Source organism: Metaplanococcus flavidus (genome assembly GCF_042675885.1).
In the GTDB taxonomy this organism is placed as follows: Bacteria; Bacillota; Bacilli; order Bacillales_A; family Planococcaceae; genus Planococcus; species Planococcus flavidus.
Window position 1 is genome coordinate 177,274 of sequence record NZ_JBHTKI010000012.1, and the last position, 26,058, is coordinate 203,331.

26 protein-coding genes are annotated in these 26,058 nt (G+C 39.8%); 3 read left to right on the top strand and 23 right to left on the bottom strand.

Annotated elements, in window-relative coordinates:
* Nucleotides 1-8: 8 nt before the first annotated feature.
* The 3 genes from ACFQ1X_RS09765 to ACFQ1X_RS09775 all read right to left on the bottom strand — a co-directional run bounded on the left by ACFQ1X_RS09765 (nt 9) and on the right by ACFQ1X_RS09775 (nt 1,684).
* Entirely contained in the window at nt 9-212 is a 204-nt protein-coding gene (locus tag ACFQ1X_RS09765; protein ID WP_144839785.1) for a hypothetical protein, read from the bottom strand.
* Nucleotides 191-1,270: a hypothetical protein gene (locus ACFQ1X_RS09770; RefSeq protein WP_144839783.1), complete on the bottom strand. Its 1,080-nt coding sequence runs from the start codon at nt 1,268-1,270 to the stop codon at nt 191-193. The genes ACFQ1X_RS09765 and ACFQ1X_RS09770 overlap by 22 nt, the downstream gene beginning before the upstream one ends.
* Nucleotides 1,271-1,465: 195 nt before the next feature.
* Entirely contained in the window at nt 1,466-1,684 is a 219-nt protein-coding gene (locus ACFQ1X_RS09775; RefSeq protein WP_144839781.1) for a hypothetical protein, read from the bottom strand.
* 60 nt (nt 1,685-1,744) lie between these two features.
* Between ACFQ1X_RS09775 and ACFQ1X_RS09780 the strand changes: the two genes are divergently transcribed.
* Complete coding sequence (locus tag ACFQ1X_RS09780) at nt 1,745-2,104, top strand: cyclic-phosphate processing receiver domain-containing protein (protein WP_144839779.1); 360 nt, start codon at nt 1,745-1,747, stop codon at nt 2,102-2,104.
* A 69-nt stretch (nt 2,105-2,173) separates the two neighbouring features.
* Here the strand turns inward: ACFQ1X_RS09780 and ACFQ1X_RS09785 are convergent, their stop codons facing one another.
* The 6 genes from ACFQ1X_RS09785 to ACFQ1X_RS09810 form a co-directional block, all read right to left on the bottom strand.
* Nucleotides 2,174-3,211, bottom strand: coding sequence for a restriction endonuclease PLD domain-containing protein (locus ACFQ1X_RS09785; RefSeq protein WP_144839777.1), 1,038 nt, complete (start codon nt 3,209-3,211; stop codon nt 2,174-2,176).
* Between the two features lie 456 nt (nt 3,212-3,667).
* Nucleotides 3,668-3,958, bottom strand: coding sequence for a hypothetical protein (locus ACFQ1X_RS09790; RefSeq protein ID WP_144839775.1), 291 nt, complete (start codon nt 3,956-3,958; stop codon nt 3,668-3,670).
* Nucleotides 3,959-4,021: 63 nt separating this feature from the next.
* Nucleotides 4,022-5,674, bottom strand: coding sequence for a recombinase family protein (locus ACFQ1X_RS09795; protein WP_379082378.1), 1,653 nt, complete (start codon nt 5,672-5,674; stop codon nt 4,022-4,024).
* A gap of 4 nt (nt 5,675-5,678) precedes the next feature.
* Nucleotides 5,679-6,215 carry a recombinase family protein gene (locus ACFQ1X_RS09800; protein WP_144839771.1) on the bottom strand — a complete coding sequence of 179 codons (537 nt, stop codon included), beginning with the start codon at nt 6,213-6,215 and terminating at the stop codon, nt 5,679-5,681.
* A gap of 335 nt (nt 6,216-6,550) precedes the next feature.
* Entirely contained in the window at nt 6,551-8,332 is a 1,782-nt protein-coding gene (locus ACFQ1X_RS09805) for a DNA primase family protein (protein WP_144839769.1), read from the bottom strand.
* 36 nt (nt 8,333-8,368) lie between these two features.
* Nucleotides 8,369-8,854 carry a hypothetical protein gene (locus tag ACFQ1X_RS09810; protein ID WP_379082327.1) on the bottom strand — a complete coding sequence of 162 codons (486 nt, stop codon included), beginning with the start codon at nt 8,852-8,854 and terminating at the stop codon, nt 8,369-8,371.
* A 300-nt stretch (nt 8,855-9,154) separates the two neighbouring features.
* On the opposite strand from ACFQ1X_RS09810, the gene ACFQ1X_RS09815 reads away from it, so the two are divergent.
* Nucleotides 9,155-9,649 (top strand): arginine repressor, encoded by a 495-nt coding sequence (locus ACFQ1X_RS09815; RefSeq protein WP_144839765.1) that lies wholly within the window; start codon nt 9,155-9,157, stop codon nt 9,647-9,649.
* 119 nt (nt 9,650-9,768) lie between these two features.
* Here ACFQ1X_RS09815 and ACFQ1X_RS09820 read toward each other — a convergent pair whose 3' ends face one another.
* Nucleotides 9,769-10,107 carry a hypothetical protein gene (locus ACFQ1X_RS09820; RefSeq protein ID WP_144839763.1) on the bottom strand — a complete coding sequence of 113 codons (339 nt, stop codon included), beginning with the start codon at nt 10,105-10,107 and terminating at the stop codon, nt 9,769-9,771.
* On the bottom strand, nt 10,107-10,604 hold the full coding sequence (locus tag ACFQ1X_RS09825) for a JAB domain-containing protein (protein WP_379082331.1): 498 nt from the start codon (nt 10,602-10,604) through the stop codon (nt 10,107-10,109). Before ACFQ1X_RS09825 ends, ACFQ1X_RS09820 begins: the two co-directional genes overlap by 1 nt.
* Before the next feature lie 432 nt (nt 10,605-11,036).
* On the opposite strand from ACFQ1X_RS09825, the gene ACFQ1X_RS09830 reads away from it, so the two are divergent.
* On the top strand, nt 11,037-12,050 hold the full coding sequence (locus ACFQ1X_RS09830; protein ID WP_379082334.1) for a hypothetical protein: 1,014 nt from the start codon (nt 11,037-11,039) through the stop codon (nt 12,048-12,050).
* Nucleotides 12,051-12,093: 43 nt separating this feature from the next.
* Here ACFQ1X_RS09830 and ACFQ1X_RS09835 read toward each other — a convergent pair whose 3' ends face one another.
* The 12 genes from ACFQ1X_RS09835 to ACFQ1X_RS09890 all read right to left on the bottom strand — a co-directional run bounded on the left by ACFQ1X_RS09835 (nt 12,094) and on the right by ACFQ1X_RS09890 (nt 25,388).
* Nucleotides 12,094-13,602, bottom strand: coding sequence for a DNA methyltransferase (locus ACFQ1X_RS09835; RefSeq protein WP_144839759.1), 1,509 nt, complete (start codon nt 13,600-13,602; stop codon nt 12,094-12,096).
* Nucleotides 13,603-13,626: 24 nt separating this feature from the next.
* The gene (locus tag ACFQ1X_RS09840; RefSeq protein WP_379082337.1) at nt 13,627-14,754 is read right to left on the bottom strand and encodes a DNA methyltransferase; all 1,128 of its coding nucleotides are present in this window, start codon (nt 14,752-14,754) and stop codon (nt 13,627-13,629) included.
* 227 nt (nt 14,755-14,981) lie between these two features.
* On the bottom strand, nt 14,982-15,461 hold the full coding sequence (rlmH, locus tag ACFQ1X_RS09845; RefSeq protein ID WP_144839755.1) for a 23S rRNA (pseudouridine(1915)-N(3))-methyltransferase RlmH: 480 nt from the start codon (nt 15,459-15,461) through the stop codon (nt 14,982-14,984).
* Between the two features lie 89 nt (nt 15,462-15,550).
* Nucleotides 15,551-15,772 (bottom strand): CxxH/CxxC protein, encoded by a 222-nt coding sequence (locus ACFQ1X_RS09850; protein WP_379082340.1) that lies wholly within the window; start codon nt 15,770-15,772, stop codon nt 15,551-15,553.
* Between the two features lie 249 nt (nt 15,773-16,021).
* Complete coding sequence (locus ACFQ1X_RS09855) at nt 16,022-16,525, bottom strand: DinB family protein (protein ID WP_144839753.1); 504 nt, start codon at nt 16,523-16,525, stop codon at nt 16,022-16,024.
* A 572-nt stretch (nt 16,526-17,097) separates the two neighbouring features.
* The gene (locus tag ACFQ1X_RS09860) at nt 17,098-18,312 is read right to left on the bottom strand and encodes a S1C family serine protease (protein ID WP_144839751.1); all 1,215 of its coding nucleotides are present in this window, start codon (nt 18,310-18,312) and stop codon (nt 17,098-17,100) included.
* 120 nt (nt 18,313-18,432) lie between these two features.
* Nucleotides 18,433-19,221 carry an MBL fold metallo-hydrolase gene (locus tag ACFQ1X_RS09865; protein ID WP_144839749.1) on the bottom strand — a complete coding sequence of 263 codons (789 nt, stop codon included), beginning with the start codon at nt 19,219-19,221 and terminating at the stop codon, nt 18,433-18,435.
* Nucleotides 19,222-19,233: 12 nt separating this feature from the next.
* Entirely contained in the window at nt 19,234-20,046 is an 813-nt protein-coding gene (locus ACFQ1X_RS09870; RefSeq protein ID WP_144839747.1) for a two-component system regulatory protein YycI, read from the bottom strand.
* Nucleotides 20,033-21,370, bottom strand: coding sequence for a YycH family regulatory protein (locus ACFQ1X_RS09875; protein ID WP_144839745.1), 1,338 nt, complete (start codon nt 21,368-21,370; stop codon nt 20,033-20,035). Before ACFQ1X_RS09875 ends, ACFQ1X_RS09870 begins: the two co-directional genes overlap by 14 nt.
* The gene (gene walK / locus ACFQ1X_RS09880) at nt 21,367-23,193 is read right to left on the bottom strand and encodes a cell wall metabolism sensor histidine kinase WalK (protein ID WP_144839743.1); all 1,827 of its coding nucleotides are present in this window, start codon (nt 23,191-23,193) and stop codon (nt 21,367-21,369) included. The genes ACFQ1X_RS09875 and walK overlap by 4 nt, the downstream gene beginning before the upstream one ends.
* Before the next feature lie 5 nt (nt 23,194-23,198).
* Nucleotides 23,199-23,906, bottom strand: a complete 708-nt coding sequence (gene yycF, locus ACFQ1X_RS09885; protein ID WP_144839740.1) for a response regulator YycF — start codon at nt 23,904-23,906, stop codon at nt 23,199-23,201.
* Nucleotides 23,907-24,194: 288 nt separating this feature from the next.
* Nucleotides 24,195-25,388 carry a M23 family metallopeptidase gene (locus ACFQ1X_RS09890; RefSeq protein WP_379082346.1) on the bottom strand — a complete coding sequence of 398 codons (1,194 nt, stop codon included), beginning with the start codon at nt 25,386-25,388 and terminating at the stop codon, nt 24,195-24,197.
* Nucleotides 25,389-26,058: the final 670 nt, after the last annotated feature.

Here is a 26,058-nt window from a genome sequence, read left to right on the forward strand (position 1 = left end):
GTAAACAATTAGTTTACTCTCACTTCTTCTCTAGTAGGCATTTCATTAATTGATATCTCATGAAATTTTATATTTAAGTCACGCAATCTAGATAACTTCTCATCAAATTCTTCTAACTTTTTTTCTTGATCTAAGTTAATTTCTCGTTGTGTTTTAAAGGAAAGGCTACCACTTCTGCTTTTAATTTTATCTAATGCAACTTCTCTCCACATATTCTTTGCCCCTTTCTTTGTTCTAAATTTAAACAAAGAGAGTGAATTAAACGATATACTTCTCTTGTTTCCATTATACTGTCTGTAAGAAGAAAAAACAAAGCCTTCGTATTATCTTCATCTGCGTGAAAATTAAATACCCATGTATTATTATTATTCATTTTCATACTGAGTGATACAATAAAACGATTTTTGTATGGTGTATCAAACTCCGGTTCATACCTGTCTTCTCTTGGCTTTAAAGCTCTTAAAACAGCATAACTACTTTCGGTAATCTCCTGGGGTATGGGAATTTTTTCGGGTGAGTGCCCTGAGGTCCCAATATCAGCTATCTTATAAAGATCATTTCTTGTAGCATTATCCACCTCATAAATAGTAAATCCAGAGAAGAATTTAAGTGAATAGACATGGAAATAACCATTAAGAAATTGATAAAATACCGTTACTATTTCCTTAAACAGTTCAACAACCAACAAGTTTTGTTCCTGTAAATCTTTAAATTCTTGTTTAAGCTCCATATAATTCTTTTCGGCTTCTTTAACATATTTTTCATGTTGTTCCTTTTGTAAACTGACCTGTTGTTCTTTTATTAATAGTTCCTGTCTACTCGGATTATGGGTAACAACTTCATCATAAAGGCCATTGAACGAAAAATTATACGGTAAATATTTTACAAACAGTTCATACTCTTGTTTTTTAGCAACCCTATAAGCTCCTATATGAAAATTAGTAGCATCTTTAGGGTTAATCATTTTAAAAAAATGCAAAACGTATGTGAGAAGGAGTGCAACAAGCAGAGTTGAAATTCCACTAATTACTTTAACCATCATAGAAGTTTCAGGTAAAAATATTAGTCCAAGGTTAATAAAAATACCGAGAATAAAAGGAAATAAAGATTTTATAAGACTCCAGAAATTCTTTTTAGTGAAAGGTGCTATCAGTAAAGTAGGCAACCATGGAGCTAACTTCTCATCACTATAACTTTTCTGTAATATATTGAAGAATTCATCGAAATCCCCACTTAGATTTAATAAATTTTGTTTGAAATTCGAGCTCATCTTTTACTCCTTAAATGTAGACTATTTTAAAACCATTTAAAACTGTTGGTCTGCTACCGGGGCGCTGGTAATCTATTCTGGATTTATATTAAGTTTTGTCACTCTCCATCCCTTTAATCTCCATTTTTTGCTGAATTGTTCGTTACTCGCTTAAGGAATGGGCAGAATCTTATTTTTATTCGCCTCTCACTACTCTTACTCTGCTTCGTTTTTTCTCGGAGAAACCAATATACTCAATCCACGCTCTTCTCCGTAATCCCACATCTTGACCCATGGATACGTATTTGGCGGCAAATAGAAAATTCGTTCTTCTAGTGGTTGAATAGTGCTCATATCACCAGTAGTACCATGGATTTCGGTTGCAGAATGTATTCCTACTTCTCTTCCGGTATCATTAAAATAAACAAATTTCATTAGCTCTGCTCCTTTGCCGTGCATATTTTAGTTTGATAGTTCTGAATGGAGGTATTTCAATTGCCCAAAGAAATCAATTTATACGTTGATGACTTGAGAGATTGTCCCGACGGTTTTGTAGTAGCGAGAAATGTAGAAGAAGCCATTTCTTACTTAGAGAATTATACGGTCCAGACGCTTTCTCTGGATCATGATCTAGGAGAGGATGAACAAGGAAATCTCCTCCCGACCGGTTATGATTTGGTGAAAATTTTCTGCGAAAAAGGTTATCGTGTGAATAAAATCTATATACACACTGATAATGGGCCAGGCCGTGATAATATGTTTCATACTTTGAAAGGAGCTCAAAGAAGAGGATTTATTGATCAGGATATTGAGATATTCCACTACTCTATAACCGTTAACAAGTATTCAGGTTAAGAGGAATAAGCTTTCAAGTTAATTACAGGGAGTGTTCTCTAAGAAAACGAGTAATCCTCTACCCAACGTTTATATCGAATCTTCCATTATACTTATCACATGGCTGGCAAATTCTTCTGTTAATTGAATTTTATCTGAGCCGTATTTTAAACCATTGAGGTTGATTCCGTTGTTATTTTTTGTGATTGGGGCTTTAGCGCCGTAAGAAGCTTGTATACTTGAAAGTGTGTTATCAAAAGTATTCCACCTTTGGCTGTAAGCTGGACACAAATTTTTCCCTTTAACTTCCCATGGCCACCTACTAGACGTTCCTTCCAAATAATATGGACCTTCCACAACCTCGAAGTAACCTAACAACTTGGTCGATCCTACACCATAGCAGATAAGAATATCCCCCGCCCTTACAGAAGCGGGTCTTTTCTTAGAAAAATGAAGCTCCTGTATATCTGTCGATAGCCTTCTTTTTTCAGTGAAAGGATCGTCCGATACGCCAACAGGCTTAATAAAGTATCGCTTGTCAGAAGTGACTGCATGAATTCTTTTACTAAAGATATCACTGACAGTCAAACTTATTTCCGGCTCTTTCTGAACGGGATACATTTTTGAAAAAGCATCTATTTTTTTTATTACTTCTTCTAATTCGTTAGTAGATAAGCTGCTTTTCTGTACACTTTGAACTTCCTTAATCAATTGCAACAATTGATTACTATCGTCAATTAAAATTCCCCATTCGTGATTGGTTTTCAATCCCGCATTAGTAAAATTAGCAGAAGTAACTATGCCTTGTAGGGGCTTTCCTGATTTTGAAGCTATATATATCTTCCCGTGTAAATCGTTATCAACATAAACACTGTAAGTGATATTATTCTTTTTGCAATTCAAGCAAAAAGAATAAAGTGAATTTGATTTTTTCATTAAATCAGTATCATTATCCTTTAAAGTAGTTGTCAACGAAACATGTCTAATATCCGTACCGTTTAATTGAGCAAAGAAATCGTCGAATGATTCCATTAAGAAAGGACTCACGATTTTAAGTTCATCTGCATTTACAAGAATATCTTTAATATCACTGTAATGATTCGAATTGATATTATTTAGGATTTTCACGATACTCACCTCTCACACCAACATGTAATATTTACCTTATCCTAGTATACATTATTCAATTTTCAGTTTCTATGTCACTAGAAAAGAACTGTTATAATGCTGGTGGTAAGTTATTCATGGTTCATCTAAATCCTATCATTTTGTCATTCCTATAATTTTTATAGGGTTTTTGCATAAATTCCATTGCTAAAGAAACTACAATTCCAATGACTGTTCCTAAGAAAAAATATTGCATGCTTATTCCTCCCTTATTTTTCAAAGTAAATGTTCTTCTTCACATATACATAAATCGATACACCAAATGCTACCCCAGCTTTAAATAGGTCAATTGGAGCCATGACTTCACCGCCCTCCATTTAAATTTGGATATGAAAAAGAGACAATCACCCTTTCAGAGCTAGCCTCCCTCGACTTGTTAACATATTCAGTTGTGCTATCTTTCAATCCGGAGAAACTTCACATCAAGCTAATAGGCTTAACAGGCTTATCGTCTTTTAAAAGACAGATGCCGATATTTTTCAGCCCTCGCTTATCCTGGAACAAGTAAACCAGGGTTGATGCACCGCCATCATAGAAGAATATCCAGCAGGTCAGTTCCTGTTTGTATTCGGCTGGAATAAGAGCCTTAACCTCTTCATGCCTTATATCACTCACCAAAAGAGTCTGAACGTCCACTTTCCAGTCCTTGTCTGCTAGGTATGGGTGATAGGCTTCCATGTAATTTCTAAACACTTTAACAATACTCATTTCATTTTGCTCCTTTTTGATTAATAAATTTATAGAACTATTCGGCCTGCTTAATCACCTCCATTAAATTGCGATTAAAATAGAAAAAGAAGCAGATAACTCATCGTTAGATAAGTTATCTGCTTCTATGTTTAGTGCTTTAAGTATTTCATCGTTCAACATTAGCTGGATGCTTTCGATTTTTCTGTCTTCCCCAATGGAAATTTTGTGAATAAGTAGATGGAATAACCGTTTTCGCTGTTCTCTGGTCAAGGACTTTTTAAATGCTACTAAAAAATTCGATAGCACACCTTTGATGACTTCATACGAAACATTTTCAACGGTATTCCCCTCTACCTGCTTTCTTAACGGTTCCATGTGTTCTTTCAACTGACGAATCTGTTCTTCAAGCTGTCTAGCTTTGTCTAAATACATCGCTTTGGATATTAGTTCATCTGTATAAGCATCGAACGTTTTAGAGAGTTTCTGCTCTAAATCAATCACCTGCTTTTCATAGATATCGTACTCACGTTGCAAGGGGGCAAACGTGGATTCATTTCGACTGTTCACCTTATTTACTAAGTCTTTAATGAGCTTATCGCTTCTCATTAAGCGTTGTAATTTATCTAACACAAAAGGATCCGCGTAGTCAGTTCGGACACCATTCGAGCGGCAAACCATTGTCCCTTTGTTTTTCCATGCTCCACATACATAGTATTCGAGGACTTTTTTTGTACCATCCTTTGTGCGATTAGTTGTTCGGCCAATTACCATGCCTGCATTACAAACTGGACACCGCATGATACCTGTTAGGGGGAACTCCCCATCATGTACACGGTTTGGTTTGCCAGCCCGACTTTCGAATACATTTTTGGCAATCTCCCAAATTTCCATTGAGATAATCGGTTCATGTTGGCCTTGTTGAATGATTGGCTCTGGATTGATGTTGTTGCGTCGCTTCTCATTCCAATCCCTGCGAACGTTATAGCGGATCAATCCGGCATACACGGGATTGGTAACAATCGTTTTAATGGCAGCCAATGAAAACGTTTTGCCCTTTTTAGTGAGATACCCTTTTTTATTGGTATAGTTAGCGATTGATCTGTAGCCATTTCCCGTAGTGTAGAGATCAAAAATTAATCGAATAAGATTTGCTTCTTTTTCGTTGATGACTAGATGCGTATCTTTTCGCTTTTTATTCATACTTGGTGTTTCTACGATATCGTAGCCTAATACTTGTCCGCCATTCCATCGGCCCTCTTTTGCCCTAGCAATCATACCCATCTTTACGTTTTCAGCGATGTTATTCCGTTCGTACTCGGCAATGGCAGCCATCATTTGAAACTGTAGTTTGCCACTTGAAGTTTCCGTCTCATAGCTCTCGGTGTAAGATCTGAATGCGATGTTCTTGCTATTTAGCCGGTCCACAATGGTCATCAAATCTAGACTTTTTCTTGCTAAGCGATTCATCTTCCATACGAAAACAACATCAAATTTCTTCAGCTCTGCATCCTGTAAGAGTCGTTGTACTGCTGGACGCCCCGTGATGTTTTTACCGCTAATACCCCGATCGACATACTGCTCGTATACGATGTAGTCATGCTGCTCACAGTATTCGTTTAGAACACGAATTTGCTCATCAATACTGTAACCTTCTTCTGCTTGTTCGGTAGTGGAAACCCTGGCATATATAGCAGCTCTTTTCTGCGTTTCAGGTTGCCCGAATGGGGCAGCCAGATTGTTATATTTTCTCGCATGGTTTGACAATAGTTTCACCTCCTTTGCAGTCATCTTCAATCATCCACCTGGCTACTTGGGACAACGAAATGCCTTGCAGAGCTGCTAACCTCAAATGCTTAGTATTGATTAGCTTGCGCATATATTCAAATAACCTCATTCCTTCTTCTGGCGAGTCGGCGATATAATCAGACTCGGAATAGAGGACGATGTTATATCCTGCTAGCTCTATTTCTAATTGCTGTCGTTCTTCTCCATCGGAAGACAATGTAAAAGCATCCGCTATCATTACAACTTCGAAAGAACCATTAAAAGCATCCTTTAACATTTGCTTAAGTACTGGTCTTGCTCTGTATGAGGGTTGCCGACTTTCCTCTAAATAGACGTTGGTAACATTATACCCTGCTAGCTGACACTCATCTTTCAGTTTCTGGATACTCCGATTGACTTGATATCCCGCAAGTTGATTTTGAGATGTATGTCTTGTATAGACTACTAACCTAGGTTGGTTTCGTTGAACAACTTTATTCTTATCATTCATTGGATTCTTCTCCTTTAGATGTATCTGCAAGGTATTCTGTAACCATCTCTGCTAAAACGTCTAGCAGATTTTGATATTCATATATTGAAGCTTCTGATTTACACATAATTAAACTCTCCTCTACCAATAGATAATATAATTTTGATTTTTTATTAATAACGGGAGGGGGGCAGGTGGTTAGCACCCACATAACTTTTTGTTTGTGGAATTTTAAAAGAACTTTTGTTCACATTTTTAGTTTTCACAATCCCCCTGCCCCCTTCACTTTAAAATTTGACTAAAATTACTGAAATTACTTTTTAGTTTTCACCTCCCCCTGTCCCCCTTCTCTGATATTAATGAAACTCACTATTGAGAAGAGAGCGTTTCATGTCTTCCAATCCAACCAATCTAATTCCATAAAGACAGTTTGTACCATTCACTTTCTTTCGATTGATCGGGATATTTTCATTCTCTAAGATGATTTTTAAATATTTCCAAAAAATATTAGGCACTTTTGTTCCTTTGTCGTCAATGCCTTGATTCTCTAACCACCAAAGATACAAATTGTGAAAGTCTGGCTGTTTTGTACGAACACCCTTTTCAGTAATTACATGTGCTTGATAAAACTCGTATACTGGATTCTGCTCACCAATGTAACTACGTTCAGCCTCTTCAATTACTGCACAGGGACTAAACTGGTAATTCTTTTCTCGTAATCTCTTCAATCCAAGAATCGCCCAATTCAAAATCCCAGGGAGCTCTTGAAGTAACTCATTTTTCAAGTTCACATTCCGCTCATCTTTTTTAAAGGTTTTCGAAAAAGGAACGATCATAAGTTTTCGAAAATAACCTTCCGTTACATCTGATGAGTCAGGAAGACTGTTGACCAAAAATACTAACCTACAATATGGGCGGTAACTAATGGCTGGCCGGTATTTTATATTGATAGTGATTGTATCCCCACTTACAATTGCTTTAAAGTTTTCAGTTTTCAAAGCTTTCGCCCCCATCTCATTCTCGGCAGAGATATTGAGCGACTTCCCAATCATGCTCTCCATACCAAACTGATCACTAAACTGAGAAAGTGGAACGCTGCTAACATTTGGCGCTCCTACGAGTTCGTTGATTATTGAAGCTAACACACTCTTTCCATTCGCTCCACTTCCATAATAAAAGACCGCTTTCTCTGCCTTGGTCTCTCCTGTTAACCAGTATCCTATTAGTTCTTGGTGAACAGCGATTAATTCATTGTCATTTAAGGTAATCTCACGCATGAACTGAAGAAACCTTGGAGCTGTTGCTTCCCGGTTGTAATAGATAGGAATTTGAACTGTGGAGAGGTAATCAGGCGAATGGGAATGTAACTGATAGGTAAAGAGGTTTAACATACCGTCTCTTAAGTTCAGTACATCATGCTTCGTGTTCATTTCAGCAACTACCGGTGCTTCACGCTTAAGAGTTCTAACAATTTCCGTTTCAATCGCACTTTTCCAACTATTAGCTTTGCCTTCATGCAGAACTTGCCTAACTATTTTTCCAAGCATTATCTCGGAGGGCTCTTCATATACGCCTTTTTTTGTGTATATAAAGAGCCTGCCATCTACTGTCGACCGTATATGACACCTTTTGAGGAAATGCTTTGCAAAAACGTTCGCATTAAAATTAAATCGTTTCTTGCTTTCATCGAAAAGAAATCCTCTCTCTTCTGCCTTCCCAATATTCAACAGATGAGTTAGCTCTAATAACAATGCTTCAGGTATCTCTGAAGGATCGGTTACTTCTGCAGATTTATACAGATCGTTTATTCTATTAGGACTCATTTCATGACATCTTCTTACTAACGCAGAAAAAAAGGCCTGTTCCTCGCCAATTGCTACCATGTTAATCGCAGTAACTAACCGAGCACAATTTTGCGGGACTTTTATCTCCGTGATGATATCTTGAAGGTATCCCGAGGATTCCAACAACCTTACATCACTGATAGGAAATGCTGATAAAAAAGCTTGTCCTTCCCCATCTGATTCATTATTATAATTTTGCGGATAGGATTGTTGTTCAGTGGCTTTTAATTTAAAAGTATTTGTTTGCTCGCTTGCGTTTAAGAACCTATCTCGTTTAACCTTTTTCAATGCCATTGTAATTGCTCCTTCATTTTATATTTGGCAGAATAATTACCGGATATTGTAAATATTGATTTTTTCATTCTCTAGTGTTCCAAAGCATTTTGAGTTAAATTCTGGGAAAAAGTTGATTTGAGCATTACTTACCGACTTGACGGAATCATCAGGATCATCGTAATAGCAACCTTCTTGTATGCTCATTCCAAGAATAGGTGATTGATCTAAAAACTGTGCAAATTCTAATTGAAGTCCTGCATATTGTCCTTTGTTCATTACCATTTGGTAGCCCCGAGGATAATAGTCTACTTCTAACAACCCTCCTCCATGTTTGTAAATACGGTTAGGTCTTACTTTTAAATTCGATAAGTCTTTTACTAACTGATCAAATTGTTTTACCGATTCTTCAAAGGACATACTGTCTGGAACGACAACCCAAGCTGATAACCGATAGATGGAATGGATACCATCATAATGATCTTCTCTCGCGCTGCTTAATGATTCACATGCAATTTCGAAATTCGTTTGATATTCTGTCAATGTAATTCCTCCATTCATTTTTCCTGCCAACTCAATATAACTTGATGAACCCATTAATGTGAATACAAGAATGTTGATTTAAAAAGCTTTATAAATAAAAATTATTCATTTATAATTAAAATATTCAACACTTTATTCAAAACAGATTATATACTTCTATTTTTCAAGCAAACTCCATTAGTTTCTTATCGATTGCAAATTATTCAGTTCAATTTAATTAGTCTGTAATAAAAACAATCGTTATTATAAGAAAATATGAATGTGTCTAAAATGTGACAATTTACTGAAAGGTGGAAAATCATGAATTCGAACATTGATGTAACCAACAAGCAAAGAAGTAAAACAAAAAAAGCTCGTCGAAATTTTATTCAGAACTTATTAGATACAGAGAAGATATTTAACCAGGAGGACATTAAAAATGCACTCAAGCAACATGGAATTACAGCAAGTCAATCAACCGTTCAAAGAGACTTAGAGTATTTAGGATTTAAAAAAAATAAGAACGACGGTCATTTTGAGCTTTCTTCTCAAGCGAAATACCAATACACTCTTGATTCACTGTACGACTTACTAGAAGACAACAATTCTGCCATATGCAGTAACGTTAAAACGTTCATCATTAAAACAAACAGAGGAAAGGCCCAAGAAATTTCTATGCTTATTGAGGAAGTTTTTGAGGAAATAGTCTTGAAGACCATAGTCGATATGGATACTGTTTTGATTTTTGCTGATGGAGATGAATTATCAGATGATTTTCAGAGAGTAGTTAATGCTGGAGAGCTGCTAAAAAATTAGAATTAAAAAGAACCGTACACATTGTGTGCATGGTTCTTTTTAATTTTTTATCTACCTTTAGTTTTAGTCATCATTGTTGTTGATGCCAATTTGTTTATGCGTAGAATTACCAATTACCTTTATATATTCGAGATTGAATTTCGTATAAGCAATGTTCCATTTTTTGTAATAATTTGGAGACACCAGTCTGGTGTATTGGGATAATATGCGACTGCTCCTATCCATTCGTTACCTTGGTCATCATCTACTATCATTACCTCATACAAAAATGTTGTAGGAACCTCTGTAAACAACTCTCGTGGAACGTAGAAATCTTCTACTTCTTCTGTACTAAGTTCAGTGGCCTCCAGTCCTATCTCTTCTATTGCTACTGTTACATGGAACACCTCTTCTAGAGTTTCCATAAACCACTGAACTTCTCTCGAGATTTCTGCGTTAGTCTGTTTATAACTTTCCATTATAAGTATCCCTTCTCATTAAAGGATAAATATGAATCCGTACCAACTATGATATGATCCAATAATTCAATTCCAATAATTTCTCCTGCCTCTTTCAATCGTTTAGTCACTTTGTGATCTTCTTCTGATGGCGTTGTGTGTCCGGATGGATGGTTATGACCCACAATAATCGAGGCAGCATTCGAGAGAATAGCAGACTTCATAACTTCTCTAGGATGGACGATACAGGCATTCAGACTTCCTACATGGCATACGTGAACTGAGACCGGCTGGTTTTTGATGTCCAAATTCAAAACTATAAAAAATTCTCTATCCTTATCCTCTAGGAAATATTTGAGCAAGTTGTAACTGTCTTTTGGGGATTTTACTGACCTTTCTTTGTACAACAGGCTCGATTCTTTTACTAACTTTACCGATACAATATTAAAGCGTTTTGCCGAGTTCCTTCTACTTTCTACTCCTTGTACTTTTAAATCGTATATTTTGTCTAAACTCAAAATTAAACCCTCCTCAAAATTAAAAGGAATCAACCTCTGAGAAGAAGTTGATCCCTTTACCTTCATATTTATAATAAATATTTTCAAATGTCTTTTTATCTCTTTGGAACATTATTAATAGGCTACACACTACTTATAGCTATTGTTTTATATATCTTCATGAAAAGTCGGCCTCATTGATAAATTATAAATTGATTGATCCTAGCTGATTATATCGAATTCATAATACTGCTCAGAATATTTAAGGATTCTATATATATTAATACATTGAGAGGAGTATTAGGATTTATAAATGCTTTTAAAGTTTTTAGTTAATTTAAATCTATTATGGTAAAATATAGTTATTATGATAAAAGGAGATAAATATATATGAATTTTTTCTCATTACACCCGAACGTTTACTCCACAGGTAGACCTAAGGGGTTAGTCAATATGTTAGAACAAGCTTGGGTTACTAATCACACGCCGGGCGAAGGAACCTTCTATTTAATATCAGGTTTTGCTAACTATAATGGCGGAATCAGATTTTACGATGTTTTTTCAGAACATATTGCTCAAGGTGGGCGTGTTGTAGCTATTTTAGGAGGAAGCACTTCACAAAGACTTTCAAGTAAACAAGTTGTTGAAGAATTAGTCAATAGAGGAGTAGAAACCTATCTAATTAATAGAAAACGCATACTTCACTCAAAATTATACGGTACTAGTAATGACAACAATTCTTTAGAATCTTTGATCGTTTCTTCAGGCAACTTTACTGGTCCTGGAATGTCACAAAACATTGAAGCTTCGCTATTACTCGACTTTGACACTACAAGATCAATAGGATTTTCTTGGGAAGATATGATTCAGAGTATGTTTCAACAAAACTGGCAAATTCATGACATGACTAATGCAGCAGCTAATCTTCCTGGTTGGAGTCTTTTGTATGACGAGCGTGTTAGAACTGTAACTTTAGATGAAACTGAAGAAGTTACTTTGATAATAACTTTAGGACGTGCCGATACAGCCCGTATACAAGCTGCTCCAGGTACTTCCCAAAGTCTAGGGACACAATACTTTTGGCTGAGTAAGGATAGTTATGACTTCTTTCCACCCCTTACAGTTAGAAATAGCCGCGGCACAAAAGCAACTTACTCTGCCCTAGTAAATATGAATTACATTGATTTAGGGGTTATTGATCCTCAGTGTAGAGTAACTTTTGAAGCCGAAAATAATTTTGATTTTAGATTAGGTACCAACAAACTTAAAAACACTAATATTGCTCAACCGGGGGACATTGCAGCAATAACACGTACAGGTGATTCAGATTACGAATTAAGGATTATTCAATTTGGAACTAGAGATTACTATAATCTTGAACCTTATGCTATAAGTTATATCGGAAATAGAAATAAACGTTATGGATACCTACCCAACGAAGAATTTAGAGATATTATGGGGATTTAATTGCAAAAATCCTTGGTATTGTATAACTACAATACCAAGGATTTTATTTATTTAATATAATCAGAGTTTCAAATTGAACTGCATTTTTTTGGTGCATTCCATATCTTCGATAAGTTTGAAATTCAATACTGTCTTTATGATTCCAGCCTACGTGATTTGCAATTTCTACTAAAAGTTTCGGTGTATCAATATCAAATCTCTTTCCACCTAGTGTTGTATGGTTATGTCCCACTATCAATGCATAAGGGGCATTTTCTTTAAAATAAGGAAGTAGATTTTGAAACATTAATTGCATATCAGCAAAATACCTGTATAACAGAAAAGGAACTGCTTGTCTTCTAAACCCATCAGCTTCTCCTAAAGAGTTCAGTAGTTCGGAGCAGTACTCATGTATGCTTATGGGAAGATCAGATGTATTATTCACTAATTTTTCTTCCCATTCTTTTTTTATTGCATTTTTGAACTCTCTGCTACCGATAAGATGACTCTCTAAAGACATTATTTCATTGGGTGGAATTAAACCTAACCAAACTAAACTGAGTCGTTGAGTATCAATATAAGGTAACGCTGTAGCATAAGGTGGACTGGTTATTCCCCCATCAAAATATTCGGTTTCTAATAACCCTTCTTGTGCACTCAGGTCTCTAGAATCAAACTGCAAAGCTGTGTTTCTCCGAAGGTTCAACCCTGTCACACTTTGTGAATACCGCATGTTATTAACGAATTTTTTAATTGATTTTTCATAAGTATCAATTAGTGATTCTTCCGGAAAAGGGGACTTACGTCTTCTAATTCTCAAATCTCCAGGTTCTTGTAGTGAGTAGTCCCGAATAATATTGCTTAATAGAACAAAAAATACGTTCTCTACTTGAGCTCCACTATTGCTAATAATTCTTCTCAGTTTCTCTATATCAAGAAATGTTTCTTCTGGAAACCATTTTAATAAGTACTCTTCACGAGCAGTTGATTCAACCTGTGGATCTCTTATAGAGTTTTGATTACGAAACGTTTGGATTATGGTTTCCCCAATCTCTTCAATTCTCTCGACATCCGTTGAAATAGCTGTTTGTTTAGCATTAGCAATAAATATAGCTAAGGGGTTGATATCTAACCCTACTGCATTTATATTTTGTAATGAGCATTCTAATAAAGTCGTACCACTTCCAGAGAATGGATCAACCAAATTACTATTTTCATTCATTTTTAGTATGTTTAATAATGACTTTACCACTTGAGGATTAAATTTCCCTTTATATTCATGTATTCCGTGTGCTGAATACCTTGTGGCTTGTCTTTTGTTGGCACCGTTTCCTTCAATTTTTTCTAACTTAGCTTGAATTGGTATTATTAATTCATCTCCCAATTCAACTCTTGAAAAATAGGTTAGCTTAGATAAATTTTCTTTTTTTGAATTACTATTTAAAACAATCTTTATTGTATTTTGTTCAACATACATATCTTCCGGTTGAATTAAAGATTCTATCTCCTTGAGGGCTAACTCTTTTTCATAAGCTAAATATTTATAATCATGCCAATATAAAATACATTCCATAATATCCCGCCTTCTTACTTACAGTCATTTCTTTTGTAACACTAATAAAGTTTCTTTTTTTATCTTAGCATGAGACAAATTAAAAGATTTTCTGTTTTTAGCTATGTTCCGTTCAATGATTGATACAACTGATAACTCGTGTTTTAAAGCTAGATCTTCAATTATCTGAGCATTATTATATTCTTTTCCGTGAATGATTGATCGTCCAACCACAAAACATATATAACCGGAAGATACTACTACCTGCGATAACAATGATATAACATAATCCATTTGAATTATGAAATCTTCTATAGTTTGGTGATTCTTCTTGAAATAATGTGCTCTTGCGCCTATCTCATTTACTTTTACTGCGTTTGGATCATACCCTAACCACCACATCCGATATTTGTGATATAGCCAGTATTCGTATGCATTGGGATATGGTGGCGAGGTGATAACCATTCCTATTTTCTTATTTATATCAGAAGGTGTGACTTCTAAAATGCTTTTATTAATAACTTCGCAAGATACATTGTCACTAAAAAGATTTCCGTTTAAATGAATACTGAATTTTTTACATGCTACCAAAAAATAGTCGAATACATTATTTTTGGTTACGTTCTTTTCAATAGCCGCATAACGAGTATCACTTTCTTGATTAGAAACTCTTACGATAATACTTGATAAAGCTAACCTTAATCCGTCTTGGATATCCTTTACTTCAACCTTATCAATTTCCTCAATTAATGCTGAGATAGCATTTTGTATATCCGTTTCAAACCAGTGATCCAAATTTGGGATATGTTTAATTTCATATCTACTCTTATCCTTTGCGTTCTTAGTACAATATTCAGCTACCTCAAGAAACTCTCCAGGCAGTGAGGTTGTTTTTACTTTGCTCATTAAACAAGCTATTGGATTTAAATCAACACCAACTGTTGGAATACCTTTATTTTGTGCCTCGACTAGTGTTGTGCCGCTTCCGCAAAAAGGATCCATAACTGCGGTACCTTCAGGAAGTGGAAGGATATCAAGTAGGGTTCTAGGTATTTCTGGTATAAACTTAGCTGGATAGGGGTGAATTGAGTGAATGCCCTTCACAGCACTAGAAGTTAAAAAATCCCACTCGATACCACCAAGTTGGTCTTCAATAGTTTTAATTTGACTCAATATTAGCACCTTCCATCGACAATTATATTTGAACAAAATTTCTTATATCTTATTATACCCTAATAAGAACATACATTCTCCATTTAATAAAGACAAAATAAAAAAATGCCCTACAAAACATATAGTAATGGCATTTCTTTATTATATCATAGTTAAATTTTGCTCCCTTACATCAGTAACTAGATTCAACAAGATTTCTTACACTAATATTATCGAAAAAACCTCATTTACTTATGATAAGGTTCACCCTTCATTATCCTAAATGCCCGATACACCTGCTCCACCAAAATCAACTTCATCAATTGATGCGGAAACGTCATCTTGGAAAACGATAGTTTCTCATCCGCCCGCTTCAATACTTCATCATGCAAACCGAGTGAGCCGCCGATGACAAAGACGATTTTGCTGCGGCCGTAAGTCATCAGGGATTCCAGGTCTTTTGCCAGCCCTTCCGACGTTTTCATCTTGCCGTCGATTGCCAGTGCAATTACATAGGCATCAGCCGGAATTTTAGCGAGGATTCTTTCTCCCTCTTTTTTCTTAACGATCTCCATATCCGCATCGCTCAATTGCTCCGGCGCTTTTTCGTCCGCCACTTCGATTTCGTTAATCTTTGAGTAGCTGCCAAGCCTTTTTGTATATTCTTCTATCCCTGATTTTAAGTATTTCTCTTTCAGCTTTCCTACAGTGACAATTGAGATATTCACAAGATATCCCCCTTTACAGTAAATTTACAAACAAGTTATCCACCATTGTTATACACATATCCACAGGCTCTTCTACATCTTGTGGCTTTTTATGAACTGGCCACAAGATACAAAGCAGGCTCTTCACAGTAATCACAGACTGTGGATAACTTTTCGTCTTCTGATAATTCTGTTAGGATAGGATAGCTTTCTGTCTTTGCAACGAATACATCCAAGCCATGTTCTACATGGGTTTTACAGCATTTAATCTCCATTTTTTTCATTCCCTTCGATTTCCGAATATTCCACACAGTTATGCACATTTCATTCATATTTATCCACAAGTCATTGTAACAGAAGAAAGACAATTCGCATAATCAACTTTTTTTCAGCCTGTGGATAGTTGTCCCATCTCACTTCTCCCGAAAGTTATCCACATGTTATTTTTCTGCTTTTCCGAACGATACAAGTGTACTCCACTGTTTTTGTTAACAAATTTTACAATAATATTACAATCTAAAAAAGGAAGTAGAAAATTTTACGTAAAGAAACCGCAGAGCTGACCAGCTCTGCGGTGGATTTTAAACAGTTGGCGGTTCTGCACCCATTGCAGTCCATTCTTCTTTTGCGGGTCCGTAAAGGCCAGGCACTTTTAATCCGGCCTGGCGCATCAACACTGTCATCTGCGCACGGTGATGCACCTGATGCAGCAGCAATACTTTCAAAATTGTCGCCACGGTCCATTTCTCCCCGTACATATCGTGTTCTTCCTGCAGCGTTTCATCCGTCCAATTGTCTTTCATTGCCCTGATCATCGACTGGTTCGTGAAACGGTAGGCTTCCGCAATTTCCTCGGCAGTGTCCGGTACGGGTTTGCTGAAATCCGCTCCTGAAAATTGCAGGCCTGTATGTGAAACCATTTCTTCCAATGTCGTCGCCAAATGCCAGCCGAGTCGCCCAAGATTCCGGTGTCCTTCAGTGAAATTTTTCTGCAGGGACTCGTCTGTCAGCGAATCCAGCACCTGTTGGGTCCCTTTCGCTTCCTCTTTCCACGTTGTATAAAAATCATTCATCGTTCTGAACATGTCCATCCTCCGTTCATCAATTTCTAGTCTCTGTTAAATTCGCCTGAAACCTTCTTTTTCCTGCAATAAAAAAACCGGAGATTTCTCTCCGGTTTTTTTGAGCTTGTTAAGAAAGTAAAAATGAAAGCCGATATTCCGCAAAACAGCTTCGAAGACAGTAGACGTGTCCTGCACGGAAACTGTCTTTGCGACGAAGTGCGCAGCACTGCAGGAGCACGATTTTAAGGCTGCTCCTGCATCACTTCGCTAGCTTCGTCGGCATTCGCTTGGTCCCCTGGGCGTCTTCGCTGTTTTGCTCCATATCTCAGCTTACTTTTTATAAAGGAATCGACGTTTAAGTGTGTGGTATGTGAGAAGGTGAACACTTGCATTATCAGAACAGAATGAAGCGGCAGGCGGCGACTCCATCGGGAACCAGAGCTAGTCCTGAGACCCCGCAGGGAGCGGAGCGAGCGAGGAGGCTCAGGCAGCTCCCCGAGGAAAGCGTCCGCCTAGAGCGAAATGATTGGAGAAGTTGTCAGTTTCTCGACAGCCAGAAAAAAACCGGAGATTTCTCTCCGGTTCCTTCTTTATTATTGCAATGAAGAACTGTCCACAAGCTCGAATTCGAACTCCAAAAGTTCACCGTCACGGTAAGCTTTTACCTGTAGCGTTTCCCCGATTTCCTTGTCTTCATAAAGATGTTTGCGGAGCGCGATGCTGCCGTCGATCGGTTCGCCGTCCATCTCGACAATCACATCATATTCCTGAAGCCCGGATTCGGCTGCTCCGGAATCCGGCAGCACGGAGCTGACCACAACGCCTGAAGTGACGTCATCCGGAAGATTTAATGTATCTTCACGATACATCTGCGGCACCTGGTTCAAATCCGTCAACGTAATGCCCATAGCCGGGCGCACCATCTGGCCCTCTGATTCGAGCGCTTCAATAATCGGGATGGCTGTATTGATCGGAATCGCAAAACCGATACCTTCCGCAGTTGTCGGATTAATCTTCATCGAATTGATGCCGATCAGCTGGCCGCTGATATTGATCAATGCACCACCGCTATTGCCGGGATTAATGGCCGCATCCGTCTGCAATACTTCCACTTCCCAGTCCACCACGGTATCTCTATCGATATCGACTGGCACTGCCCGGTCCACCCCGGATACTACACCGGTCGTAACCGATCCGTAAAAATCGAGGCCGAGAGGATTTCCGATGGCAATGACCGTTTCACCTTGTTTCAAGACATCTGAATCACCAAATTGCGCAACGTCCTCTATTCCTTCACTGTCCATGCTGAGCACGGCCAAATCGGTCCAGACATCACCGCCGACAAGTGTCGCTTCTTTTTTTTCGCCATCCGGCATCGTCACTTCAATATCAGTGGCTCCAGTTACAACGTGGTGATTCGTCACCACGAAAGCGGTGCCGTTTTCGTTTTTATAGATAACCCCTGATCCAGTACCCGCTTCCTGGTTCGGAGATTCAGAAAAGAAATCCGATCCCGCCTGCAGGTTGGTGACTCCGACAACCGTATCATTGGCTACTTCCACAGCTTCCGTAACATCATTCGTCACTTCCACTGAACGTTGCTCCGTCTGCCCCTGTTCGCCGCTGTCCACCGTTTCCTGCTGATTTTGAGCCGTGTCCGTATTATAGCCGGGCATCAATTCCGGTCTCAAAAAAAACAACAGCCCGATAATCAAAGCGCCCACGAGAACGCCGGAAAGCCCCGCTAGAAATACACGCCCCCTGTTCGGCCGCTGTCTTCCATTTGGTGTTTGATCGTAATACCCCATCTGTCCCATCCTCTCAGAAAACTATCTTTCCCTAATTCTATGAATAGAATTCTGACAATGCAAGCTTGAGCACTTTGTAAAAGTTAATAGGAAAAAGGCTCCGCAACCGCGAAGCCCTTTTCATACAATAACCAACTTGGTCGCCACATTCGCATCCGTATCCAGCAGATCCACATACTCACCGACAATGATGCCTTTGGTCTGCAGGGTCTGCTCCACGCTCATGCGCGCCAAATCCTTCATATTATTATCTTTGCTCAAATGCGACAGATAAATTTTCGTCGGCTTTTCAGCCAGCACTTCGCTCATCGCGACTGCTGCGTCTTCATTGGACACATGGCCGACATCACTCAGGATCCGGCGTTTGACTGACCAAGGATAACGGCCCATCTGCAGCATGCCGACATCGTGATTGCTTTCGAACACATACGCGTCGGATGCCTGGATGATGCCTTTCATCTTGTCGCTGACGTAGCCCGTGTCTGTGATCAATGCCAGCTTGCGCCCGTTTTCATGGAATACATAAAACATCGGGTCGGCAGCGTCATGAGACACCGCAAATGATTGGATATCCAATGACCCGAACGTTTTCACCGTATCCATGTCGAAATGGAAACGTTGTTCAACTGCTATATTCCCGACCAGCTTGTCCATCGCCAGCCAGGTTTTGGCGTTGGCGTAAATCGGCACTTTGTGTTTACGGGCCACAATTCCGAGCCCTTTGATATGATCGCTGTGCTCGTGGGTGACCAGAATGCCATCCAAATCGCTCATCTTTTTGCCGATGGAAGCAAAAAGCTCTTCCATCTTACGGCCGCTCAGACCGGCATCGACCAGAAATGAATGCTGGTCATTTTCTATATAGATGGCATTGCCGCTTGAGCCGCTTGCCAATACACTAAAACGCATAATAAAAACTCCTTATTCCGAACCTTCTTCTTCCGCCTGCTTGAATTCGATGACTCCGTCTTTGATGGCATTCACATAATAATCAGCAGTCGATCCATCTTCGAGTTCCACGATGAACCTCCATGTCGGCAGGAACATCCGTGTGTCATCTGATACTGCCACGTAAACAGAATAACCGAGGTTTGCTGATGTGATAGCGGAGTTCTGCTGCAGCATCCCGTTTTGGTAAAGCGTTTCAATGGCACGTTTAGGAGAAATCAAATCTTTAGCCTGTTCATTCTCCACCAGATTGGTAAAGAGCGTTTGTTCATAGCGGACAGCCTGTCCTTCTTCATTCCAATAGAGCGTCACACTGCCGCTATCACTATGATACAATGTTTTTTCATTTATTACCTGAAAGAAGATCGCCTTATTTTCTTCTTCGACAACATCCCAAAGTGTATATTTTCCGCCTTCATAGACGTTCGCTGCAAGAAAATCTTCCAGGCTTTCTGTGTCCGGATCTTCACCAAGGTTGATCGGTTCATCGAATGAAACATCCAATAAATAATCTTCCACTATAGTGGCCTTAGCATCCTCCACCAGCACCTGTTCATTTGTGAACGCTTGTCTGGTTCCGCTGATATAAGGTTCTTCCTCTGGATCAGACTGCAGATCTTCGGGATAAGTGATATTATCGCCGTCCAGCCGCTCATCCACTTGTGGTTCAGCCAGATCCGAAAAATTTTCGGCTTCTGTATAACGGTCCACATACAGGGTATATAAAAAGATATTCAAAATGGAAAAGACGATAATGAATATCGTCTTTGTTCTACTCCAATCCAAATGAGCCTCCCCCTAACACTTCATTCGATAACTTCAGCCATGTTCCATCCGTCTTGAAATACCATGTCGGCTCGACAAGCATCAGCCGGTCCACATCATTTGAATTCCGAACCAATTCATAGCCGGGTATAACGTCAGTTACAGCGGCCTTCTCTTCTTCATCAAGACGCGACAATGCTGTGAGCACCGTTGATCCGGAAGCGAGATCTTTGTCAATCGTTCTGCCCGTAGGTTCGAGCACATAGATTGGCCGATCATAGCGGAAGACCTGTTCCTCGCCGCCCGACATCCCCCATTGCACATCTATGGCAGTCGATATTGACGATCCGAATACCGGAAGATTATTGATGAACAGCCTGTATTCGATTTGCTGGCTGAGCGGTTCCATGCCAAAATACCGGTACTCATTTGTCCAGCCGCCGTGATCATTGATAAAACCGATTGTATTGAAAACCAATTCTGAGGGAATTGCCGGATCTGTTGTTTCCGCTTTTGACTGAAAGTAATTCAAGCTCTTAACAGCGGACTCTTTTTCAAGAAATGCACCAGTGTTGTCCGTATAGCCGCCATCAATTAAATTTCTGGCCGGTTCCACACTGCCGGCAAACAACCCCCTTGCATACTCCTCCAATGGCGTTTCTTCATAGAGATATACATAACTCGATGTATCGATACTTTCAGCCGGTACATAAATCGGCAGTAAGCCGATAGATTCGTCTGTTATATAGAGAGGATACTGTTCAGCAGGTTTGATTATGCTTTCTTCAAAACTCGCGAAATCATTTAACTGAACAGTTCCCTGGTAGATGCGTCCCGATTCGGAATTGATAAAATTAATATCAAGTTCGCCACTCGCGGAGCTCTCCCAATTGACGACCATTCGATTGAATGTTGCTTCCGGTACGTTGGTATCTGAGATATCCATCAAGGTATCGAAAACGGGAAACGGCACATTGCCCGGATAATACAGCACAGCCCGCGAAGGATTATGCATTATTTCTGTCATATCTTCCGCTGTCGCTTCATCCGTCTGCAGGGACAAATCACTTATCTCCCATTGCTGTCGCATCAGACTAAGGAATAAATCCATCTCATCTTTATTGACAGTGCCGTTAACGTTTTCTCCGTTATGGTAAAGAATTTTTGTAGGCCGGACAATCTGTTCGATTTTCTTTGTTTCGCCCACATCGATATCAATTGCAGGTGACGGTTCAATGGACACCAATGTAGATGGCGTGAAATTCCAGATGATAAAAGTCAGTCCAAGACTCAGAGAAACCAGCAAAAACAAAACGATCGATTTTACTTGTTCGATATACTTCATTCCCACTCACCTCCGTCATCTGTTTCGAACGGAAGCGTGAAGAAAATTGTCGTTCCTTTTCCATAACTGCTTTCCGCCCAAATCGTTCCGCCGTGGACATTGATTACTTCTTTGGAAATGGCGAGCCCCAGTCCGGTCCCCCCCATTTCCCGTGAACGCGCACGGTCAACACGATAGAAACGATCGAAAATCTTATCGAGATTCTCTCTCGGAATTCCCATGCCCTGATCACTGATTTTCGTCTGCAGCAGACCATCCTCTTCACGCAAGGTAAAGGAAACCTTGCCGCCTTCCGGTGAGTATTTCAGGGCATTGGATATGATATTATCAAATACCTGCGTCATCTTATCCGGATCGATTTCAACAAAATAAGGAGTTTTGGGCATATCACGCTCGAACGTGACGTTCTGTGATTTTGACATCTCAAAACGATCAATAATACGGTTGAAAAATACTTTGAAATCAACCATTTCTTTATTCAGCTCCGTTTCACCGGAGTCCATTTTGGACAGTTTCAGTAAATCATTGACCAGACGGATCATGCGTTCCGTCTCCGTCTGCGTCACATTGAGGAATCGCGGCGCCAGGTCATTGTCCTGCCATGCACCTTCAGCAAGCGCTTCAAGATAGCTGCGCATTGTCGTCAGCGGCGTCCGAAGTTCATGGGAGACATTGGCAACAAATTCGCGCCGTTCCATATCAATCTTTTCCTGCTCCGTATTGTCATGCAGGACCGCAATCAACCCATTTACAAAGCCGGTCTCTTTCTGGATGACTGAGAAATTAGTTCGCATCAATGCACTTTGTTCATTCGTGCCGAAGTCGAGTGTGATTGCATCTTTCATATGAATCAAATCTTCAAACGTATATTCACTTTCAAGTCCTAAAATCGCTGTTATTGGCCGATTCATCACCGTTTCACGTGAAACATCCAATAAGCGGAGAGCCGGATCATTGATCAGAATAATTCTTCCTCTGCGATCTGTGGACAACACCCCGTCCGTCATATTCGCCAGGATGGAAGCGAGCTTTCGCCGTTCACTTTCCGTCGATTGCTGGGATTCCTGCAGCCTGTTTGTCAGATGGTTAAATGCTTTCGCCAATTGGCCGATTTCATCATCACCATAGACACGGACTTTACGTGAAAAATTCCCTTTGGCCATAGCTTGTGCATGTTTTCGCATATCCGAAATCGGCTTGGAAATGGTTTGTGCCACCAGGATACCCAGAATTGCTGTAATGACGAGTGACAGAGCTGTTCCGCCCGCCAGGATCGAGTTAATTTCGTCCATTTGGTCATAAACATTTTCCACTCTTGCCTCCAAGTAGAGGGTTCCAAGCAGCTCACCGCCCACCGTAACAATCGGCTGTGTTTTAACCCATACCCGGCGGTCGTTCGCTCTGTTTATCTTGATTTGTTCTTGTGGCTCTACACCGACAATCGTTTGTCGGACCAATTCATCGGCCGACCGTTGCCCGATCAGCGGCTGTTTCTCAATCGCTGATGAGCCAAGGATCCGGTAACGCGAATCCACTACCCGGATTTCAGAAATATCCGAGGAGTTAAAGCCGCTCAATACCGACCGGAGACTTTGTTCCACAGTCAGATCGTCCTCTGTCCGGGTTCTGATTATTTCTTCCCGGACACTGAACTCGATGATTTCCATCCGGTCCATAATCGACTCTTCAAAGTTCTCGATCAGTCTCTCTTCTAATTGCTCTGCGAAATAAAGGCCGATGATCTGCATAGCCAATAGGATCAGCAGGATATAAATCAACACGATTTTCACATGGATTGATTTGAAAAAAGTTACTTTCTGCATTCAGTCTACTCCTGTTCAGGATTCCGCAAATAATACCCAACACCACGGCGCGTCACTATCCATGCCGGATGGCTCGGGTTATCTTCAATTTTTTCGCGCAGTCGGCGAATTGTAACATCCACTGTGCGTACATCACCAAAATAATCATAGCCCCATACGGTTTGAAGCAAATGCTCACGGGTCATCACCTGGCCGATATGCTTGCCGAGATAATGCAGCAATTCAAACTCCCGGTGAGTCAGCTCGATCGTTTCTTCACGTTTCAGAACCAGGTAGGCATCCGGCTGTATCGTCAAAGCACCCACCTGGATATCATTCGAATTCGGTCCAGCCTCTTCAGAAGGGACGATATTCTGGCGGCGCAGGTTGGCTTTAACGCGTGCCACCAATTCCCGCGTCGAGAACGGTTTTGTCACGTAATCATCTGCTCCCAGTTCGAGGCCGAGCACTTTATCGATCTCAGAATCTTTTGCGGTCAGCATGATGATCGGAAAATCAAACTTTTTGCGCACTTCCCGGCATACTTCCATGCCGTCGCGGTTAGGAAGCATGATATCCAAAAGCATCAAATCCGGCTTTACTTCCTCCGCCAATTTGATCGCTTCATCCCCGTCATACGCACACACCACGTTGAATCCTTCTTTTTTTAAGTTGAATTGCAGGATATCCGCAATCGGCTTTTCATCATCCACTACCAAAATCGTCTTATTCATCAATGATCTCCCCTTTTTTGAATAGAAGTTCCCACCCTGATTTTAAACTTTTCTTCCTTTACTTTATCACTGTTCAGGTTGTTTAGCATCTCTCATTCATTGCGTGATATTTCCCGGGAAATAATTACTCAATTTTAAGGGGATATTTTTCATTTTGCTGTAAAGCGGCTGTTGAGCTGTTTTCAATTGCAAATGCCAGCAGGGAAAAGCTTGGCTTTTCCCTGCTGGCACCGCTGTTTACTTTTTAAACAGTACCGGCTTGTGGAGATGCCGGCTTCCCTTGTTATTTTATTCGCTTATATAATTCAAAGGGTCTTTATTAACCCCATTCTCGTGAATTTCAAAATGCAGATGAATTCCGGTAGAGCGGCCTGTTGTTCCCATAACACCTAGCTTGGTACCTTGTGTTAGCTTATCGCCGACTTTCACATCGATGGAATCAAGATGGGCGTAAATTGTTTCAAAGCCGTTATTGTGGTCAATAATGACGTGATTGCCGAAAGTGTTGTGCATGCCGGCAGTCTTCACGACTCCGTGGTCAGAAGCCAGTATAGCAAAGTCGTCCGGCTGGGCGATATCGATGCCTTGATGCTGCTTGCCCCAGCGCGGCCCTTTCTTGCTGGAAATATAGCCGCCCTGTGCCGGCCAGACAAATTCACCGGTTCCAATTGATGGCAACTCTTTTGTGCCGTTCAACACTATTTTTTCGACCGGCTCAACGGTGACAGCTTCTCCAACCGCTTCCCGCTCCAATTGTTCACCGTCTTTTTCAATCATTTTATACAGAACCTGCTTTTCGCCGTCTTTCCCTTTTTGCTCAACTTCCGATTCGCCGATAAAAAGATTCTTGTCTTCTTTCTCGACAGTCTCGAATTTTACGTTTTCTTCCTCTTTTTGCTGTTTTTCAACAGAGACAGTGATGTCTTTTGCTGCCAACAGAATCTCAGCCGCCTCTTCAGGCGTGCTTATCGTTTCCGGGTCGGCCTGATCTCTTGTGCCGGAAATACTATCTTCTATATTAATGGCCGTGATTTGTGTTTGACCCGCTTCGAGTTCGGGTAAACCGTTTCCTGTACGCTTATTTTCTTCCCATTGATCCAACTCTTCAGGGCTTGCATAAGCAAGCAGCAGCTCACGGATTGTTGCATCATAAGCTGAACGGTCTTTCAGCTGTGCAATTACCTCTCCGTCAAGAGTCAATGCAAATGAAGCAGCTTTAATGTCCAATTCTTGATCCAGTTTTTCAAGGACTTCCTGTTCATTATTCTCTGAAGGTTCAAAAACCTGCTCGGCAATCATACTGAAGCTTTCATCAGGCTCCAGGTCCAGCTCTGTAAAATCTTCTTCTGCAAGAGCTAATTTTGCCGCCGCCAGCTCTTCGACTTTTTCGCCTTCATTAACGGCACCTACATAGTTCCCATCATTATATATATGATAAATCGTTTCAAAACCGTCTTCTGCGGCTGCTGGATTAGTATGCATCCCCATCACCAGAAAAACCGATGCTGCTATTTTAATAAGGTGTGAGCCGCTAATGTTGAAGCTCTTAACGTTAAAGTTTCCCATATGGCACTCATAATCCCCTTTCACTTACAATTTCCTCATACATTTCTCTGATTAAATTTAAGCCTCCATCACCATATCACAAACTTATACCAAAATAGCATAAAACTGCCCACTGTAAATAAAACGATATATAACTTACATTTTATTACATTTAATGGATTTTATTAGGTTTTTAACGTTTATAATTAGTTATTTTTTCTAATAATGAGTGCTTAAAAAGGATATTAACGGTAAATGCCTGTAATTTTTGTCATATTCCTGTAGCATTCTTTAATTTTAGGGACGGATATTTTTTTGACATAGCAAAAAAAGCGTCCAAATTGTGTATGACCTTATATCCAATGTTCCACAATGAGTCATTGGTCGAGAATCATAAACTTTCAAAAAGGCAAAAAGCCGGACACAATTGTGTCCGGCTTTTTGCCTCTTTCAATAAATCAATGAAGTATAGAATGTTGTTTATATGTTGAACGGGTACCGTCGCTTTTCGATGTCCAGACTCCGGCGACCCAGCTCCTCGGGTCATAAGCCAACCCAGCTGCGTGGCATAAACCGCCACTTCGCTGGGTCGTCTTATGCCTTTCGG